Origin of the sequence: Clostridium sp. DL-VIII, assembly GCF_000230835.1 — a bacterium.
Classification (GTDB): domain Bacteria; phylum Bacillota; class Clostridia; order Clostridiales; family Clostridiaceae; genus Clostridium.
This window is the reverse complement of the sequence record NZ_CM001240.1, coordinates 1904801-1923461: the sequence shown is the minus strand read 5'-3', so window position 1 is coordinate 1923461 and position 18661 is coordinate 1904801. Positions and strand designations below refer to the sequence as shown.

Genomic DNA, 18661 nt, shown 5'->3' with positions numbered 1-18661 from the left:
AGTTATATTACCTTAATACCTTTGTTAAGTCAATAAATTCATATATATATGAAGCTTTATTCTTAGACTTTTGTTAAAGCTTGCTGAAATCACATACATCTTTATTCATAAGTACTTACGAAATTTTCACTAAAATACTTTAAATCCTTCTGAATATATATTTTTCTAGGTTTTCACTTTAACTCATTACAAACTCTTGAAAGATCTGTTCCCCTTTACCTAATTTGTATTCTCCCCCAATAGGTCCGCATACCTCCCCTTCTTCATTTTCTTCTGACATTTCAATTAAAGTATCTTTTTTCTTTCTTGCATTACTTTTTTTAGGGTCTCGAATTAGAGACAAACATTTTTGAGTTATTTTTTCTTCCGATTCCCTATTATCTTGTTTCTTAACACTTTTCTCTTGTGCTTTTGGACTAGAATCTTCTTTTTCTTCATTACTTTTATTTTCTATAGTTTCTTCTATATTTGATAATTTACTTTTTTCTTTAACCTTTATATTTTGGTGCTTTGCAAAATTAATTACTTTATACACCTTATCTTCAGAAAGTTCAATCATTTCTAATTCCATCAATACATCAAAAGCCGTTCTTACTGAGTCTACATCTCTATTAAACTCAATAGCTAATGTTTCTATTGTATATGGAATACTCTTAGAAAGGTATAGCTCCCCTTCTAAATTAACTTTCCCTGCCAAGACCACAACTCTTGTCCAAACATAATGAATAAGATCTCTTTCTGGTTTCATGTCTATTATTTTGAATTTAGTATCATCATACATGCTAACCTTGAACTTTACATACTTTCTTTCTCTCATATTTATCATTCCCCTTTATTTTTTAATCAATATATTAATTTTATTTTACTAACAAGGATATATGCTTTACGTAATAAAATAACAACTTTTTTATAAATTTTTTTCCATCAAATTACTACAAATTTTTATAAATACTTTATTTTTAATTCCGTTATAACATTTAATAGATTAACTGAACGATGTACATCTCCATTATTTTTTTGATTATTAATAAAGCAATGTTATAATTAAAAGCATACAAATAACAGCAGAATCACTTGCTGCTGTCCTACTTTAACAAGAAAGTGAGATGAATTCAAATTGAATTATCTATATAACATTCTAGCCCAATATATATTAACTCAATTTGTGGATAGAGTTGCACTGCTCCTCCTGTGTTTATTTGTCATAACAAGGCTTAGAGGCTTTAGAGAAATATTCCGAAATGAAAATTACAGTAAAAAAGACTACATAGTTGCATGCACAGTATTTTCTTTATTTGCTATAATGGCAAATTATACTGGAGTTAATGTTGAAGGCTCTCTAGTAAATGTAAGAACAATAGCCATAGTATCTGGCGGTATAATATTTGGTCCAGTAGTCGGAATTACAACTGGAGTAATATCGGGGGTACATCGATATCTGATGGATGTAGGGGGAATAACTTCAATACCATGTCTTATAAGCAGTATAACTGCCGGAATAATAGCCGGATATATTAATAGAAAAATTCAAAGAAACTATAGATGGATAGCTGGAATAATAGCTGGAGTATTTTCTGAAACCATAACAATGCTCCTTATACTCTTATTAAGCAAGCCCCTTTCCTTAGGATTGGATATAGTATCTAAAATAGCCTTTCCAATGATACTTGGGCAGGTTTCTGTTGGCTTTATTGTCCAATTAATTCAAAGTATAGAAGATGATAAGGAAAAAATAGCCGCCAAGCAGGCAAAACTAGCACTTGATATAGCTAATAAAACTCTTCCTTATTTTAGAAATGTAAACAGTGATTCTCTGAATAAAATCTGTACCATTATACGTGATGATATTAAAGCCGATGCCGTATCAATAACTGATACAAGAAATATCCTGGCTTATATTGGGATTGGAAAAGAATATTATAACATTGAACACGAGATAATAACTGAAGCAACTAAAGAAGCCATAAGCAATGATAAGATAGTCATCAAAAACAATGGTTTTCAGGATAAAAGTTCAATGCTGAAATCAGCAATTGTAATTCCACTTAAGGTCAAAAATGAAGTTGTAGGCGCTTTGAAAATATACTATGCAAGTTCTAACAGGATAACTTATTCTCTTCAAACTCTTGCAGTAGGACTTTCTCAAATTATATCAACTTTGATGGAGGTATCAAAGGTTGAACAAATGAAAGAAATGGCTAATAAAGCAGAACTTAAAGCTCTTCAAAGACAGATAAATCCGCATTTTTTATTTAACGCACTAAATGCTATAACTTCTTTTATACGAATAGATCCAAATAAAGCAAGGGAACTTATAATAAACCTTGCTAGCTATTTAAGATATAATTTGGAATTAAACAGCGAATTTATTGATATAAAAAAAGAATTACAACAGGTAAAAGATTATATAGAAATAGAAAAGGCCAGATTTGGAAATAAATTAAATGTAATTTATGATATAGATGATGTTAATATTAAGATACCAAGTCTTACAATACAGCCTTTGGTAGAAAACGCCATAATTCACGGTATCTTAAAAGATAAAGGACTCGGAACAGTACAAATTATCGTAAAAGAAGAAGGAGAAAAAGTTAAGATCTCTATAATTGACAGCGGCATAGGCATAAGTGAAGAGGCAATTAAAAATGTTTATACTAATTCAGTACCTGAAAATAAAATAGGACTATATAACGTACATTTGAGGATTAAGCTTATTTACGGAGAAGGGCTTATTATAAAAAGATTAGAAAAAGGTACTAGGATAGAATTTTATATAAAGAGAATATAAGAGAAGGTGATCATATGAAAGCTATAATAGTTGAAGATGAGTTCTTAGCACGAGAAGAACTTAAATTTTTTATTAAAAATTACAGCAAAATAGAAATTATAGATGAATTTGAAGATGGAATAGATGTACTTAAATTTATTCAAAATAATGAGATTGATATTATATTCATGGACATAAACATACCATCGTTAGATGGAGTATTACTTGCTAAAAGTATAAGTAAGTTTTCTAAAAAACCTTACATAGTCTTTATAACTGCTTATAAGGAACATGCTGCAGAAGCCTTTGAAATAGAAGCCTTTGATTATATATTAAAGCCTTATTCAGAGTCTAGAATTGTAGCTATGCTAAAAAAATTAGAAGCTGCCAATAATGACAAAGAAAATACTGTCCCTAAGAGCAACTTGTCAAATAAGATAAATCTATGGAAAAATGAAAAAATAATAGTAGTCTCTATGAATGATATATATTATTGCACTGCTGAAGAAAGAATAACCCATGTTTTTACCAAAAATGATGAGTATTCAGTGAGCCTTGGTATAGCTGAGTTTTATGAAACTCTTCCAAAGGATACTTTCTTTAAATGCCATAGATCCTATATTGTTAATGTAAATAAAATCAGAGAAATCATACCTTGGTTTAATAACACTTACAATTTAAAACTTCAGGATATAGATTTCCAAATTCCTGTAAGCAGGAGTAACATAAAAGAGTTTAAACAACTTATGAATATATAAATGTATCCCATGTCGATTTTTATGCATTTCGTTCAATAAAGCGTAATTTTATATTTCACGGACTTATAATAAAATCAAGGAAGCAAGCAACATAAAGAGTTAACTAAAGAATGTTGTAAATGCCTTAATAAATATTTGCATATAATTAAGGAGCGATGAACGATGAAAGAAAAAACTGAAAATCGATGGTTAATAGTTTTAGGTACAATTATTGCACAATTAGGTCTTGGAACAATTTATACTTGGAGTTTATTTAATCAACCTTTAGTGGATAAATTTGGCTGGCAGTTGAGTGGGGTAACTGTTACCTTTTCTATAACAAGTTTTGCTTTAGCCTTCTCTACTTTAGCTGGAGGAAAACTTCAAGATAAATTAGGAATTCGAAAACTAATATCAATTTCAGGTTTAGTTCTAGGCGCTGGACTAATATTAACCTCTAAAGTTACTTCAATATCTATGTTATATTTGACAGCTGGTGTAATAGTTGGTGCCGCAGATGGCATCGCATATCTTACATCACTTTCAAACTGTATTAAATGGTTTCCTGAGAAAAAAGGACTTATTTCAGGTATTTCAGTTGGAGCTTATGGTACTGGAAGCTTAATATTTAAATATATTAACGGCGGCTTAATCAGTAGTGTAGGTGTTTCGGAAGCATTTTTGTACTGGGGAATAATAATTATGGTACTAGTTGTTATTGGTGCTCAATTAATAAAAGATGCCCCTGTAATAGATACATCAGCTAATCAATCTAACGGTAACATAAATAAGAAAGAATTTTCAGTAAAAGAAATGTTAAAAACTAAAGAAGCGTATTTTCTATTCGTAATATTCTTCACAGCATGTATGAGTGGTCTTTATTTAATAGGAATTGTTAAAGATATAGGTGTTCAATTGGCTGGTCTTACACCTGCTGTAGCCGCAAATGCAGTTGCTATGATAGCAATCTTTAATACAGCCGGAAGAATCATCCTTGGTGCCTTATCTGATAGACTTGGAAGATTAAATGTAATACTCTTTACCTTAGCTGTAACAACTGTTTCAGTATTTGTTTTAAGTTTTGTACATTTAGACTTTATGATTTTCTTCGCCTGCGTTGCTTCAATTGCATTTTGCTTTGGCGGAAATATTACAGTATTCCCTACTATTGTAGGTGATTTCTTCGGCTTAAAGAACCAGACTAAAAATTATGGAATTATCTATCAGGGCTTTGGCTTTGGAGCTCTTGCAGGTTCATTTATCGCTGCAATAGCTGGTGGATTTATACCTACCTTTATAATTGTAGGTGCCTTATGTCTAGTATCTATAATTTTAACTTCAATAATGAAAGCTGAAACACATAACGCAAGTGTAAAACCAGCTGCCTCAAAGTTAATACAAGAAGTTGCTTAGTAAAAATATATTAATTAAGAAAAGCTTAGATATGATATCTCTAAGCTTTTCTTATTTTTATAATATGCGTATATTTCAGCTTATTTTCATTTTAATAAATTTTATATTTATAAAATATAAAAAAACATTTTGCTCTTCTGAAATATATATGTTATGGCTAACAATTTACAATTCATAATTTATAATTGTAAACTGTACATTGCGAATTTCAATATATATAAATTAAAGATCTTTCAGAAATGAAATTATCGCTTTATTTACTTCTTCTGATTTTTCCTGCTGTGCCCAATGTCCGCAATCTTTAATAAATATAGTTTCACGAAGGTTTGGAACAAGATTTTTCATTCCAGAAATTATTTGCTCCATTCCCGGAATACTTAAACCAACATCACTATCCCCCACCATAAATAGAGCTGGAATTGTTACTTTTACTCCATTAAAGCAGCGTATACTTATCATTAGCTTCTGGCTGCTCTGTATCTCCAAAGCCTCTTAAATCTGGGGCTACTACATGGAAGCCTGCTTCAGCTAATACAGGAATCTGATACCTCCATGAGTACCATATCTCAGGAAACCCATGAAGCAATAATACAAGTGGTCCTTCTCCCTGTTCAGCTATATGCATTTTAATACCGTTTGTTTCAATAATTCTATGTTTTAATTCACTCATTTTGCTTCTCCTTATTCATACAAATTATAAATAAAAGCATAATCGTTTGTTCATTAAACACGTGTTGTTAAAGCGATTTGTGCATGCTATGATTATAATGTACTAAAATTAATACTATAAACGAGCGTTTTTACATCCAATAACTTACCAATAATAAAAAATAGAACATTTATAAAATCATTTGTTATAATTAAGTTCTCACACAAAAAATAACAAGGAGATAACATAAATGTTCATAGGCTCAATTATAACAAATTCATCATCTATAATCAAATTCTTAAAAGAATCAAGATTTGCAATTTATTTTACTAAGCCGCAGCTTCATATTATAGCTCTTATTATGAGTGCTATGATAAAAAAAGGATTTGTAGGTAAAGTTACTGACGTAGCCGACCTTATGCCTTTCAGGCATAGGACGAATGTAGGAAAATTCTTATCTAAAAGTCCTTGGAATGAAGACTTTGTTGAAAGAGCACTCCGTAATTTGGTTATAAAAAAGATTTGGGAAATTTCTAAAGCAACTGGAAAACCAATCTATGTCGCTATAGATGATACTATCTCGGAAAGGACTGTGCCCTCGTCAAAGGCAGTAAAACCTATTGAAAAGTGTAGTTTTCATAATTCTCATTTAAAACATAAAACTGTTTACGGACATCAATTAGTAACTGTTATGCTTATTTGTGATGATGTTGTTATGCCATACTCAATATCTATTTACGACAAAAAGATTAAGAGTAAAATTCAAATGGCTATTGAGCTTATAAATTCCTTACCATCTCCAAAAAATGAAGGATATGTTTTGTGTGATAGCTGGTATAGTTGTAAAAAGATTTTTAATGCTTCTAAAAAAGCTGGTTTCAAATATGTAGGTGGATTACGTACTAACAGAGTAATTTATCCTACTAATCATGAAAGACTTGGTATTAAGCTTAACGCTTTCGGGAAAACACTAACTAAAGAGGATGTCGACCTAGTTAAAGTTGGCAACTCAGAGTATTATGTATATTCCTATAAAGGAAAGTTAAATGATTTAAAAGAAGCCTTAATAATTCTAAGTTGGCCTAAAGAAGCTCTTTTTAAAGATGGCTGTTTAAGAGCTTTTATAAGTCCTGATTCTAATATGTCATTATTGGAATTGCTAAACCACTACAAACATAGGTGGCCGATCGAAATTTTCTTTAGAGAATCTAAGAAAAAACTAGGATTAGATGATTATCAAATTCGCAGTGAAAAAAGTATAAAAAGATATCTGCTTATTATGATGATTACATATGTTTATTGTGGATTAGAAGTATCCGAAGATACTTTAAAATTTAGTGATGGATTAAAAAATGCTAGAGTTCAATTAGAGGCCGAAAAAATAACTTTCATTTATGAAAAAACTCAAGCTGGAGAGCCTATTGATACCATTTTAGAGCTTTTCAATGTTGCATAAGTATCTTTTTAGTTATTCAATTGGAAATATTTGTTTGCAATTTCGCTCGTTTATAGTTAATAGTTCAACCAACAAAAATTCTATAGTGTTGGTTACTAACAAAGATATAGTTATGATATGAAAAGTATGCTAATGAATAACAAAACCTTTTCAAAGAATGAAGAAGATAAATTAGAATTACTTACCGTTATGATTAGCAGCGGCATATATTGTGCTACTAAACGCTGGAATAGTAAAGACACTTTAAAAGATACTTGTCTATTAGTTAAAGAAATTCTTCCTTTTATGATTTCAGGCTTAAAATCAACAATTGAAATGTAGAGCTCTTATTAAACTAATTTAATATATAACATAAACAAACGAAGACATTTTATGATTTAAAATACCTTCGTTTGCGTAACTATTAAAAACAGTTATGATGTTTTTAATTGATTTGACCTTATAAACACTTTTCATTACTATAATCAAGCTTCTTTATACCACTGATATAAATACGTCTTCTTTTCACTGGTGAATTGAATATGTGTTATTACACTTAATTATTTATACATATAATCTCTAGTCCATGGTAATTCATTATTTACGCCTTTATTAAATAAAAATTGATGAATGCTTATATTTCCGCTGTTAAAAGATGCTGCGCTGGCATTTAAATATAATCTCCACATTCTTATAAAAGTTTCATCTTTAGTTTTTCTTATTTCAGGCAATGCATTTTCAAAATTTTCTGCCCAATGCTCTAAAGTTCTTCCATAATGAAGTCTTAAGTTTTCTGCATCATTCAAACTAAATCCTACATCGGACATACAGTTAACTAATTCTTTAACTGCTGGTATATATCCACCTGGAAATATATATTTATTAATCCATGTATTATTTCCGCCAATCTCTGTGGATGTTATACAATGAAGTAAAGATACACCCTTATCATTTAATAAATTATTTACAGATACAAAATACTCTGCAAGGTGGTCTTGTCCAACATGTTCAAGCATTCCTACACTAACTACTTTATCGAAAGTTCTATTCTTTAGTTCCCTGTAATCCACAAGTTGAACTTCAACTAGATCTTCTAATCCTTCATTTTTTATTCTTTCTTTAACTTTTGCTAATTGTTCAGCACTTAAAGTTATTCCCATAGCCTTAACTTTATATTTTTTTGCTGCTGAGGTAATAAGCTCACCCCATCCACAACCTATATCAAGTAAAGTTTCTCCTTCTTTTAAATTTAGCTTCTTAAGAATATGCTCTACTTTATTCTTTTGTGCCTGAATTAAAGAATCATCTTTAGACTTAAAGTAACCGCAAGAATAGGTCATAGTATCATCTAACCATAACTTGTAAAAATCATTTCCTATATCGTAATGAAATTCTATGTTCTTCTTACTGTTTTTAATGTTATTTGTAGCTATCTTTAACAAACTTGAATATTTATCACTATTACTTAAAAAGCTTTCTTTATTGTTATATAAAGACTCAATAACCTTTTGAACACTTCCTTCAATATCTATCTTATTGGTCATATAAGCTTCACCAAAAGTTAAGGAAGGGTCCTTAATAATATCCGCCTTAGGAATAGGTTCATTAAAAATTATTTTAAATTGAACTTCTCCTTTTCCATAGATTTCTGAGCTGCCATCCCAAAGTTTCAATTCAAAAGTATCTGAAAATAAATTTTTGAACAATGTTTTGTAAAATACTTTGTCAATTATCATGACATTCATCTCCTTTTTCGTGTTTAAATATTATTATCAAATCTATATAAATTTTACTAATAATCTGATGTAAAAAATTAATATATATTGCAATCAAAAATTCTTATTTAGACTATATTCACATACTCAAAATAGCAATATTATTGAAAATAATCCAAATAGCCTTCATAATTGAAGATATAAACATTGTTTATCTAATTCAGTATATATGATTACATTATGTGTTGCTTGGACTATGTTCACAGAGTTGCACAATATTCATAATATCGTAGGAATAATATGAATGGCGATTTGCTAAAATTCCTAGATGGTAAGTCATTCCCCATTTCCGTTGTCAAACACCATTATGAAAAGAAGAAACCATTATTGTTTTTACCGCCATATAGTCCAGAAATGAATTTTATAGAGGAGTTATGAGGATGTAAAATAATTTTTGATGTTTTTAAACCTTTTAATAGTTAAACTTAAGTATAAAATTATTGTGACAACCCTATATTTAAGTTTAACTATTAGTTTTATAAATGTAAAACAATTATTACTTATGTTAATATAAGTATAGATTATATTAAATTATACAAGGAGGTTTGTTATGAACTTTGAACAAATGGAATATATTAAAGAAATTGTTAATACAAAATCAATTTCTCTCGCAGCGCAAAATCTTCATATTTCTCAATCAGCTATAAGTCAATCGCTATTCCAATTAGAAAAAGAATTAGAAGTGAAATTATTTAAAAGATCTCGAATGGGAACTATACCTACAGAGGACGGTAGAAATATTATTAGAAAAGCTCTGGAAATTGTGAGAAAAGTGGACGAAATAAAAACAGAAGCTCAGATTATGAATTCTTCATTAAAAGGAGAATTAAAAATTGCATTTTCTCCAAGTGCATTAGCAGGATTTCTGCCATATGCTCTATCATCATTTAAAAGAGATTTTCCTCAAATCAAGATAAATCTTATAGAGACTTATCGTAATACAATTATTGAGAAAATTAATAATAATATTATCGATTTAGGATTTATACCTGTTAATAAACATACAAAAAAAGAAGCGCTGGCTAATGTTAATTTTAAATACTTAGACTATGGAGGTGAAATGAAAATCATACTTTCTAAAAATTCTCCATTAGCTTATGGTGACGCAGTAAGCATTGAAGATTTATTCAATTATCCAATTGTCATATACTCTAGTGAATTTTGCGAAAAAGTGCTTAAACCTTTAAAAAAGAAGAATATATCTATAAATGTTTTGTTCACAACCACAAACTCTGAACTTATAAAAAAAACCGTAGCTGAGGGATTAGCATTTAGTATACTTCCTAGTTCAATGCTAAGAGATGATCCTTATGTAGAAAGTCAAAGAATTGTCCCTATTTCATTAATTGATCGTGAATTCGATTCTGACTTTAAATTTGCTTGTATATATTCTAAAAAAAGCGGTAATAAAAGAATAATAGATAACTTTTTAAATTATCTATTATAAATTACATAAAGACATATATAAATTTGCCACCATTCTGACACAATTGCTCACTATAATGAACTTATAAGATTGATAAAACTTTTTTTCATAAATATTTACCCTATAAATATAAAAAGCAACGTTCATATTCCCCTATGAATGTTGCTTTTTGTTTATTCTTAAATAGCTCTATAAATTCTTCAATTCACTTTTTAGTTACTCTCTATCTAGTATACCCTTAAGACGTTTAATTTCTTCAATATAACCTTCAGCTGCCACCGCTGCAATTGCTCCATCACCAGCAGCAGAAACAATCTGTCTTAAATATTTAACTCTATTATCTCCAATAGCATAAACTCCTTCAAAGCTAGTTTCCATGAGTTCATTTACAGATATATAACCGTTTGAATCAAACTTAAGATTACTGTTTTTTAAGAAATTAGTTGATGGTACCATACCTACAAAGAAAAATACTCCTTGGCAGTTTATCTCTTTTATATTTCCAGTGTTTAAGTTCTTAATTTTTACTCCTTCTACATTTTCATTCCCAAGGACTTCCTCTATGGTTGAATTCCAGATAAACTCCATCTTTTCATTATTAAAGGCTTTTTCGCTGCTTACTTTATTACAATCGAGAATACCTTCATCATGAAGCACTATGACAGTCACTTTACTTGCAAACTTTGTGATGTACATTCCTTCTTCAATCGCCTGGTCACCGCTTCCAATTACAACAACATGTTCTCCTTCAAAAAACTCAGCATCACAAGTTGCGCAGTATGCCACTCCATTGCCTTGGAATCTCTTTTCGCCAGGAATGTTTAGTAGTCTAGGCTCGCTGCCACAAGCTATGATTACAGCCTTAGCTAAGAATTGCTTTCCTTTCTTAGTGGTAATGAGTTTTTCTCTTAATGACAAATCAGCACCTACAACTTCATCTCTTAAAAATTCAACTCCAAAGTTCTCTGCGTGCTTCTTAAAGTTTTTCATAAGCTCTGGCCCGCTGATTTGTTCATAACCAGGATAGTTAACTACTTCCCTTGTTGTATTTACGAGACCTCCAACTACTCCTTTATTAATTACCAGAGTTTTAAGTTTAGCTCTTCCACCATAAATTGCAGCTGAAAGTCCTGCAGGCCCACCACCTATGATAATTAAATCGTAGGAATTAGTCATATCGCCCATACTTTTAATCACTCCTCAAAAACTTCAGCAATTTTTTCCTCAACTGCATCATCTTCTACGTTACCAGCTAATTTTCCTTGGTACTCACCATCCTTAAAAAACAGGATTTGAGGAACACCTTTTAAAGAAAATCTCTGAAATAAATTTTTTTGTTCTTCAACGTCAACATAATAAAAATTATACTTACCATCATATTTTGATTTTAAATCTTCTAAAATTGGTACTACACCTTGACATACACTACAGCTTTCTCTAGAAAAAATCACTAGGCTTGACTCAGCATTGTCATATATAATTTCATCAAACTCATTTGAATTCAAATGTTGTAAAGCCATTCTATTCACTCCTTTATAATTCTTCAATCTATTTTAAAAACAGCTATCAGAGTGCTACTTTCTGATAGCCATAATTCTTTATTAAGAGAGATGGATTTGTTATTTTTCTGATTATGCCTAAATATCTTCTGAGAAAATTTGATAAATTGGAGCTCCTTCACACTGTGCAGGATAACGTAAACCTAGTAATACAGAAACTGAAGGCGCAACATCAACTTGCCTTATAATACGTTCAGTTGTAAATCCATTCTTTATCCCAGAGCCTGCTGCTACAAAGATTGGTGACACCGAGGTATCAAAATATCCTTCTGAAGTCGAAAGACTATCTCCGTGGAGTCTGTTATATTTTTCTTCGATAGAGAAGAATATATCACCACATTCTGGTCCATGAGTACCTATTAAGACAGCATCTTTATTTCTAAGGCATATGCCCACAACTCTTTTACCGGTTTTATCATCCCTGTAATTATACAAGTCAGAGATTATTTGTTCTTCTAAATCATATTTATCTTTAGGATCTACAATACCATATTTATCACGGCCTTTTAGATTAATATAAATATAATTACTACGAATCTGAACAGCTCTTGTTTTCTCCCAATCTACTTCTCTTGTTGAATTACCATCTTTATCTTTTTTCAAAACTGTATACCCAAGCTCTTCCATGACTTTTGTATTTAATCCGCCATACTCACCTAAAATTGGAGGTACATTTTCTCCAACCATAAGCCCATGATCGCTTACAAGTAATACAGTCCATCCTTCATCTAATAGATGCAGGAATTCACCAATATAATCATCTGTTTGTATATAGAATTTTTCAATAAATTCCTGATATACTTTTTCATCAGTGTAATCCCATGGCTCAAGCGTCTTAGCAAGATGCCATAATTGATGTCCTGCACAATCAATATTATGAAGATGAGAGAATACTACATCATATTTTTTCTCCTTAATGCAATAATTAAGACAATCCGCCTGCCACTTATCGTAAATTGCCCAGGATGGTTCAAAGATTTCCCTTACTAGTTCATCATCTTCTCCACCGATTAAGCTAACAGGCGGAACATGTCCAACATTCTCAGTAATATCTTTGTATAAAGATTTTTGATGCCATAATTGATCATTGGAGATGTCAAGAGCATTACTAATCCAGACTCTAACCTTATTGCCTTGTGGATCAAGTTCTAAAATCTTCATTGAACGACATGCAGGCTTTGTCACTTCTTTCTTTGTAACATCGTCTATTATACCTGTTACCATCTTATCTTTCTCTAAAATGACGATTGGTTCATCTGCTTTCTTATTTTTATAAATTGCTACTTTATCATATTCACCAGCTTCATTTTTAAGAATTAAGGCTGGACGTCTAGTTACACCGCTTGAAGTTATTATAGTGAATTCTTTTGCTCCTTCCGGCGCACTTTTCCACCCCTTTGCCTGTTTAAGTGGAGAATTTACAATATCATAAGCCACTTTACTTCCAATAACAATTTCTGTATCATTATCATCCATAACATAGGTACGAATTTCACCGCCTTGACGGGCTGTATCTCCCCACCAAAGTTCCATCATTTCATCATCAACTTCATCGTCTAAAGTGCCTTCTAAATCTGTAATTATACAACCAACACCTGCTGGCTTTTCGACTCTTGGTGCATAACGAACCTCTTCGATTTCAGGCGAAGCAACAATAACTTTTTCCCAATCAAGTTGTGCAACTCCCATATTAACAGATCCTGGCTGAGTTCCATCTACAACACTCAAGTTTTCACTGTGAGAAGTTGGCGGCCAAGAACTGCCTGGCCAATGCCAAACTAATGTTTTTAAATCAGCTTCTGATGTAATATTCCAAATCTGTTCAGCAGTGCAGTTACGCGAATCCATATTATAAACAACTGCATCAAGACTTTCAGGAGATTGTCTCCAGTAACAAGTAATTCCATGTGTTCCTGGATAAGCACCTGTAGCAAGTGTTGTCCAACAAGGCGGTGTAATTGTTGGGATTGCACCAATTTGTCTTAAATCATTTCTAGCTGAACCACGTTCAATCAGCTTTTTTAAATTTGGCATTTTTCCTTCTTTTAAAAATTTTTGACTCACTCTTGGATCCATGCCATCTACGCCCAAAACCAATAATTTTTGAGTAAGTGCTGCTCTTTTCATAATATTTATCTCCCTTCAACAATTCTGTCGTTAATGTACCTCCACCAAGAGAACAATCAACAAAAAAATTTCTATTACTCTTAATATTGATACTTATTTTTGTGAATAGATCGTATAATTTGTTAAACTTCATTTTCTAAATCATTTCCCTGAATCAATTCTATTAACGAATCTCTAAGCTCTCCAAATTCTTCTGAAACTCTGATTTTTTTAAAGCTATTATCATCATATTGTTGAAGTGGATTTTTAAAATCACTCACAATTCTTCCCGGATTGGCATTCATTACAATAATCCTAGTTGATAAAAGAATCGCCTCTTCCACATCATGAGTAATAAAGAAAAAGCATTTATTAGTTTCTTTCCATATCTTCTTTAGATGTTTTTGCATAGCTTCTCTCGTTAATGCATCTAATGCGCTAAAAGGTTCATCAAGCAGAACTACTTTTGAGTCTGCCGCTAATGTTCTTGCAATTGCTGCACGCTGCTTCATACCTCCAGACAATTGATGAGGAAGCAGTTTTCTAGCTTTTTCTAAACCAACTAAGTCAACATAATGATTTACGATTTCTACTCGCTCTTTTTTAGGAATCTTCTTCATCTTAAGTCCAAATTCAATATTCTTTTCAACACTTAACCAAGGAAAGATGTTAGGCTGCTGAAAAACAACTCCTACATCTGGATTTGGCTTAGTGTGCGGTGCTCCATTTATAAGTACTTGCCCTGAGATATCTGTATTATATCCAGCGATAGCATTTAATAATGAAGTTTTCCCACATCCAGATGGCCCAAGAACACAAACGAAATCATCATCAAATAATTTAAGCTCAATGTTATTTAAGACATTCGAATACTCTTTTCCATTTTTATATATTAAATTAACATGTTTTAATTCAACAGAACAATTTTCTTTTCTTTCTTCTGGTCTATTTATTTCTACTAACGATTCCATATTATATCTCCTCGTATCTATTAATTATATAAATCGTTTCTTACTGCCTTCTTGAAAGTTTCAATATCTGGTGAAGTAGTAACTGCTTTTTGAGTTAATAAGAAATCACTTGTATCCTTTAGAATTTGTGGTAGTGTCCCTTGCTTGTCTGCTGTTCCTATATATTTTGCCTGCTCAGACTTATCTAAAACAGAAATTTGATTCATAGCCTGCTTTGTATCATCAGTACTTAACCCAAGTTCTGATGATAATGTTTTAACTACATCATCTGATTGAGTTTTATATGACTTAGTAGCTTCATCTAATATATCGATATATGCCTTAACTACATCTGGATATTTGGCTGCAAAGTCATTACTTACAATACCAAATTCACCTGTAACTCCTCCTTTATTCGCAACATCTTCAGATGTAAGTATGACTTTCCCACCGTCTGAAATGAGCTTCGACTGTGCTGGCTGCCAAATGTATGCTCCATCAATTTCCCCTCTGCTCCATGCTGCTATAATGTCTTGCGCATTCATATCTAAAATAGTAACATCATTTTCTGAAATATTATTTTGCTTTAATGCGGCAAGTAAACTATAATGAGAAGTCGAACCAAATGGAGTTGCAACTTTTTTACCTTTTACATCTGCTATTGAATTGATTCCAGATGTATTTTTTGCAACTAATGCTTCACTTGCGCCAATTATATCATGCAAATAATAAATTTTATAAGGAAGATCATTAACAATTCCAGTTGTCCCTGGAGGTGTACCAATTGTTGCTATATCTATAGATCCACTAGCCATTGCAGTATTTACATCTCGTCCAACATCAAATTGAACATACTTAATTGAAACCCCCGGGAATTTTTTTTCAAGTAACTTTTCTCCTTTTGCAAGAAGTTCTCCATTTGGAGACTGAAAATATCCTAAACGTATTTCTTTTGGCAAAGCTGAATCTGAAGCTTGAGTATTTCCTGCCGTACTAGCTGTTTTTGCTCCTGAGCAGCCTGTTACTAAAATTCCAATAGATAAAATAGCTGATAAAAGTATTGTATATTTCCTTAATTTCATAAATAACACTCCTTAAAATTTTAATGTAAGCTTTTGATTTTCACTAATAAGTTGCTACTGGATTTTTAATTTACTTCTCTAACCATGGTGAAGCTTTTCTAATTAAAAACCTTACAAAAGAGTCTAATATAATTGCTATAATTCCCATAATTATAACTCCAGCATAGACAATATCATTTCTAAGATATTTACTTGCATCTAATACCATCCAGCCTATTCCTGATACGGCTGCAACCATTTCTGCTGCAACCAAAGTTGCATAAGCAACACCGATAGCTGTTCTAAGACTAGTCAATATATCTGGCAGGCATGATCTAAAAATAACACTGATAAAAAGATTCACTCCGCTGGCACCTAATGATTTAGCACCATTAATTCTATCTATTGGTACCTTTTGAACACTAAATATAACCCCAATTAACAAAGGTGCGAAAGCATTTAAAAATAATAGGATAATTTTTGATTCATCTCCAATTCCAAACCAAAGTACAATTAATGTATAATACGCTAGTGGCGGAAGTGGACGATAAAATTCAATAAATGGATCTAGAATTGCCCTTACAGTCCTTGAGCTACCTGCAATAAGTCCTAAAGGAACACCAATTATTATTGCAAAAAAGATAGCAATAAAAAGTCTCTCCATACTTACAGCAATATGAGATACTAGACTTTCTCCCTTATAACCTTGTTTTGCTAATTCAACAAATGCCTGCCATACTTTTTGAGGCGATGGAAGGAACACCGGATTAATCAAACCTTTACTTGTAGTAATCTGCCATATGCAGAAAAACACGAGTACTGAGATAAATGAAACACCAAGATAAAAACTTCTACCTTTTTTTCTTTTCACTGTTTTTGGAGTTATATCTTGATTATTCATAGTAATTATTTTCACCTCCCTGATTCTTATGGCATATATTTTAAAAATTTCTTTTTATCATACATAGCTCCCCTTTTTACTTTTACTATTCCTATAAAATTACTATGATTAATATTAAATATATCTTACTAAACGCTTCCTTCATTGTCAATAAAAAAATACATAAAACACATCGAATAACTAAGGATTAATTTTTTAAATTTCCTTTTCAATATAAAATTATATTTGTCTATTATGCATATTCTATGATTATTACACTCTTTCCTCAAGTTCATTTATTGAACATAGTTATATTATCATTGTTCATTGTTCATGGCAATAGGTTCAGAACAAAAGTGTCTGCGACACGCTCCTTCGGAGAAATTATTATTAGTTAAATTAAAAACCATAGAGATTGCTGTTCCTCTATGGTTTTCTTCTTATAGTTTATAACTTTTGCCATATACCCCATTGTATTCTTTAGGTCTCATAACTCCGCCACATTTTTCGCATGAAAAACAAGGCGGTTCATCTATATTACTTTGATCCATCTCATCAAAGTATTCTACAACCTCCCTAGGTATATTTTCTGTTATTCCACAATTTAAACATTTATATTGTATTATATCTTTCACTTAACATCCCTCCAACTATGTTGTTGTCGGCTTTATTTTACCATATAGTACTCCTTTTGCAATTGCATATATTTCCAGGATGTTTTCTAATTTTTCTTTCCCTTCACTTATAAATTTATCTTTAAAATATTCTCGCATCGAGCCGTATCGTGGATACACTATATCATTAAATCTCATCTTACCACCACATTTAGAACATTTGCATGGATCTACCCCAAAAGACGCAAGAATTCGATATTCCCACTTTTCTATTGATTTCTTAATTTGTATTATTTTCTTATCTATCATCTTGATAAATTGATCTTTATCCTTACATCTCCTCGAATACAGTCCAAAATATCTCACCATTTTAAAATTCTTGTCTGGTATATGTATTATAACTTTTTTTATAAACTCAAAGACTGACACTTTCTCTATTATTTCTTTATTGTCTTCATGTCTTTTATATTTAAATGTTACACTTTCACCATCATACGCAATTATTCTTGATTCTGCTATCGCAGGTCGTCCAACATATCTTCCAATATATTTTGCAGCTATCTTTGCTGATTTTATTTCATTTTTAGCATGAACATAAAATCCATCTTTATTATTTTTATATATTTTGTTCTTTAATCGTCTAAAACTATCTTTATTTCCTTCTCTTTTTATTATTTCATCTAATAATATTTTTTGCCATCTCTTTCTTAATGCTTCATACGAAAAATATTTAAAATTTCTCCAGGTAGTTAGCTTACCCTTTCCACCTTCTGTAACCATCATGTGGACGTGGGGATTCCACTTTAAATCTCGTCCAAAAGTATGTATAACTGCTATAATTCCAGGTATAAATTCTTCTTTTTATTTTGCTTATACATCCAACTCGTAACAGCTTTAGCTGCACATTGCGGAAGTAACTTCAGCCTATCTCTTTCTCTTCCGAAGTAATTTCTAAGTTCCTCTGGTATTGTAAATACCATATGTCTATGCTTTACATTTATTAATTTTCCCAGCATTCCATTAACCCAATTATCAACATAAACCTTTCCACATGATGTACAAAATCTACTTTTACAAGTGAACCCAACTTTCTTTATTTCGCCACATTCCTTACATTTTAATTCAATATAACCATTACTTATATCCTTGCATTTCATAACTTTTTTACTTCTGCAATAACACTAGGTCTAATTCTGTTTTTATATCTTTTATAAAATTCATTCCAATTTTCCTCTAATATTCTTCTTAATTTACTCTTAATCATTTCATCAATTTACCACATATATTTT

The 18661-nt window shown here is 31.0% G+C and carries 18 protein-coding genes and 1 pseudogene; 6 read left to right on the top strand and 13 right to left on the bottom strand.

All coding sequences use genetic code 11. The features are described 5' to 3' along the window. Window positions 1-178: 178 nt before the first annotated feature. Complete coding sequence (locus CDLVIII_RS29765) at window positions 179-817, bottom strand: phage replisome organizer N-terminal domain-containing protein (RefSeq protein ID WP_009169096.1); 639 nt, start codon at window positions 815-817, stop codon at window positions 179-181. Between the two features lie 348 nt (window positions 818-1165). Here CDLVIII_RS29765 and CDLVIII_RS08780 point away from each other — a divergent pair, with 348 nt between their 5' ends. From CDLVIII_RS08780 to CDLVIII_RS08770, 3 genes are all read left to right on the top strand, one after another. After that, window positions 1166-2788 (top strand): sensor histidine kinase, encoded by a 1623-nt coding sequence (locus tag CDLVIII_RS08780; RefSeq protein WP_278245903.1) that lies wholly within the window; start codon window positions 1166-1168, stop codon window positions 2786-2788. Between the two features lie 14 nt (window positions 2789-2802). After that, window positions 2803-3525: a LytTR family DNA-binding domain-containing protein gene (locus CDLVIII_RS08775; protein ID WP_009169094.1), complete on the top strand. Its 723-nt coding sequence runs from the start codon at window positions 2803-2805 to the stop codon at window positions 3523-3525. A 162-nt stretch (window positions 3526-3687) separates the two neighbouring features. Continuing rightward, window positions 3688-4917 (top strand): OFA family MFS transporter, encoded by a 1230-nt coding sequence (locus CDLVIII_RS08770; protein ID WP_009169093.1) that lies wholly within the window; start codon window positions 3688-3690, stop codon window positions 4915-4917. Window positions 4918-5139: 222 nt separating this feature from the next. Here the strand turns inward: CDLVIII_RS08770 and CDLVIII_RS31875 are convergent, their stop codons facing one another. Together CDLVIII_RS31875 and CDLVIII_RS31870 are read right to left on the bottom strand one after the other, a co-directional pair. After that, a complete protein-coding gene (locus CDLVIII_RS31875) occupies window positions 5140-5376 on the bottom strand; it encodes an alpha/beta hydrolase (protein ID WP_050816245.1) in 237 nt (78 codons plus the stop codon). Further along, a complete protein-coding gene (locus tag CDLVIII_RS31870) occupies window positions 5354-5587 on the bottom strand; it encodes an alpha/beta fold hydrolase (protein ID WP_050816244.1) in 234 nt (77 codons plus the stop codon). Before CDLVIII_RS31870 ends, CDLVIII_RS31875 begins: the two co-directional genes overlap by 23 nt. A gap of 229 nt (window positions 5588-5816) precedes the next feature. Between CDLVIII_RS31870 and CDLVIII_RS08760 the strand changes: the two genes are divergently transcribed. Continuing rightward, window positions 5817-7022, top strand: a complete 1206-nt coding sequence (locus CDLVIII_RS08760; protein WP_009169092.1) for an IS701 family transposase — start codon at window positions 5817-5819, stop codon at window positions 7020-7022. 117 nt (window positions 7023-7139) lie between these two features. Next, complete coding sequence (locus CDLVIII_RS08755; protein WP_009169091.1) at window positions 7140-7343, top strand: hypothetical protein; 204 nt, start codon at window positions 7140-7142, stop codon at window positions 7341-7343. 218 nt (window positions 7344-7561) lie between these two features. Here CDLVIII_RS08755 and CDLVIII_RS08750 read toward each other — a convergent pair whose 3' ends face one another. After that, window positions 7562-8737, bottom strand: a complete 1176-nt coding sequence (locus CDLVIII_RS08750) for a cyclopropane-fatty-acyl-phospholipid synthase family protein (protein ID WP_009169090.1) — start codon at window positions 8735-8737, stop codon at window positions 7562-7564. 589 nt (window positions 8738-9326) lie between these two features. Here CDLVIII_RS08750 and CDLVIII_RS08745 point away from each other — a divergent pair. Further along, window positions 9327-10223, top strand: coding sequence for a LysR substrate-binding domain-containing protein (locus CDLVIII_RS08745; RefSeq protein WP_009169089.1), 897 nt, complete (start codon window positions 9327-9329; stop codon window positions 10221-10223). Window positions 10224-10451: 228 nt separating this feature from the next. Here CDLVIII_RS08745 and trxB read toward each other — a convergent pair. The 9 genes and pseudogenes from trxB to CDLVIII_RS31860 form a co-directional block, all read right to left on the bottom strand. Then, window positions 10452-11387: pseudogene (gene trxB, locus CDLVIII_RS08740) on the bottom strand (thioredoxin-disulfide reductase); the annotation flags it as partial. 8 nt (window positions 11388-11395) lie between these two features. Next, window positions 11396-11722, bottom strand: coding sequence for a thioredoxin family protein (locus tag CDLVIII_RS08735; RefSeq protein ID WP_009169087.1), 327 nt, complete (start codon window positions 11720-11722; stop codon window positions 11396-11398). Window positions 11723-11839: 117 nt separating this feature from the next. Continuing rightward, window positions 11840-13888, bottom strand: coding sequence for an alkaline phosphatase family protein (locus CDLVIII_RS08730; RefSeq protein ID WP_009169086.1), 2049 nt, complete (start codon window positions 13886-13888; stop codon window positions 11840-11842). A 122-nt stretch (window positions 13889-14010) separates the two neighbouring features. Beyond that, a complete protein-coding gene (locus CDLVIII_RS08725) occupies window positions 14011-14838 on the bottom strand; it encodes an ABC transporter ATP-binding protein (protein ID WP_009169085.1) in 828 nt (275 codons plus the stop codon). A 20-nt stretch (window positions 14839-14858) separates the two neighbouring features. Continuing rightward, window positions 14859-15899 (bottom strand): glycine betaine ABC transporter substrate-binding protein, encoded by a 1041-nt coding sequence (locus CDLVIII_RS08720; protein ID WP_009169084.1) that lies wholly within the window; start codon window positions 15897-15899, stop codon window positions 14859-14861. Window positions 15900-15969: 70 nt separating this feature from the next. Next, window positions 15970-16779 carry an ABC transporter permease subunit gene (locus CDLVIII_RS08715; protein ID WP_009169083.1) on the bottom strand — a complete coding sequence of 270 codons (810 nt, stop codon included), beginning with the start codon at window positions 16777-16779 and terminating at the stop codon, window positions 15970-15972. A 419-nt stretch (window positions 16780-17198) separates the two neighbouring features. Beyond that, window positions 17199-17393 (bottom strand): hypothetical protein, encoded by a 195-nt coding sequence (locus CDLVIII_RS08710; RefSeq protein WP_009169082.1) that lies wholly within the window; start codon window positions 17391-17393, stop codon window positions 17199-17201. A 15-nt stretch (window positions 17394-17408) separates the two neighbouring features. Next, complete coding sequence (locus CDLVIII_RS31865; RefSeq protein WP_050816243.1) at window positions 17409-18155, bottom strand: IS91 family transposase; 747 nt, start codon at window positions 18153-18155, stop codon at window positions 17409-17411. A gap of 50 nt (window positions 18156-18205) precedes the next feature. Further along, window positions 18206-18529 (bottom strand): transposase zinc-binding domain-containing protein, encoded by a 324-nt coding sequence (locus CDLVIII_RS31860; RefSeq protein ID WP_050816242.1) that lies wholly within the window; start codon window positions 18527-18529, stop codon window positions 18206-18208. Between the last annotated feature and the right edge of the window lie 132 nt (window positions 18530-18661).

Bases quoted from the DNA above. Each gene is read 5' to 3' on its own strand.
- CDLVIII_RS31870 (WP_050816244.1), bottom strand. From the start codon at position 5,587: ATGAGTGAATTAAAACATAGAATTATTGAAACAAACGGTATTAAAATG.
- CDLVIII_RS08770 (WP_009169093.1), top strand. From the start codon at position 3,688: ATGAAAGAAAAAACTGAAAATCGATGGTTAATAGTTTTAGGTACAATT.
- CDLVIII_RS08750 (WP_009169090.1), bottom strand. From the start codon at position 8,737: ATGATAATTGACAAAGTATTTTACAAAACATTGTTCAAAAATTTATTT.
- CDLVIII_RS08755 (WP_009169091.1), top strand. From the start codon at position 7,140: ATGAAAAGTATGCTAATGAATAACAAAACCTTTTCAAAGAATGAAGAA.
- CDLVIII_RS08725 (WP_009169085.1), bottom strand. From the start codon at position 14,838: ATGGAATCGTTAGTAGAAATAAATAGACCAGAAGAAAGAAAAGAAAAT.
- CDLVIII_RS31860 (WP_050816242.1), bottom strand. From the start codon at position 18,529: ATGAAATGCAAGGATATAAGTAATGGTTATATTGAATTAAAATGTAAG.
- CDLVIII_RS31875 (WP_050816245.1), bottom strand. From the start codon at position 5,376: ATGATAAGTATACGCTGCTTTAATGGAGTAAAAGTAACAATTCCAGCT.
- CDLVIII_RS29765 (WP_009169096.1), bottom strand. From the start codon at position 817: ATGAGAGAAAGAAAGTATGTAAAGTTCAAGGTTAGCATGTATGATGAT.
- CDLVIII_RS08715 (WP_009169083.1), bottom strand. From the start codon at position 16,779: ATGAATAATCAAGATATAACTCCAAAAACAGTGAAAAGAAAAAAAGGT.
- CDLVIII_RS08735 (WP_009169087.1), bottom strand. From the start codon at position 11,722: ATGGCTTTACAACATTTGAATTCAAATGAGTTTGATGAAATTATATAT.
- CDLVIII_RS08760 (WP_009169092.1), top strand. From the start codon at position 5,817: ATGTTCATAGGCTCAATTATAACAAATTCATCATCTATAATCAAATTC.
- CDLVIII_RS08745 (WP_009169089.1), top strand. From the start codon at position 9,327: ATGAACTTTGAACAAATGGAATATATTAAAGAAATTGTTAATACAAAA.
- CDLVIII_RS08730 (WP_009169086.1), bottom strand. From the start codon at position 13,888: ATGAAAAGAGCAGCACTTACTCAAAAATTATTGGTTTTGGGCGTAGAT.
- CDLVIII_RS08720 (WP_009169084.1), bottom strand. From the start codon at position 15,899: ATGAAATTAAGGAAATATACAATACTTTTATCAGCTATTTTATCTATT.
- CDLVIII_RS08775 (WP_009169094.1), top strand. From the start codon at position 2,803: ATGAAAGCTATAATAGTTGAAGATGAGTTCTTAGCACGAGAAGAACTT.
- CDLVIII_RS31865 (WP_050816243.1), bottom strand. From the start codon at position 18,155: ATGATGGTTACAGAAGGTGGAAAGGGTAAGCTAACTACCTGGAGAAAT.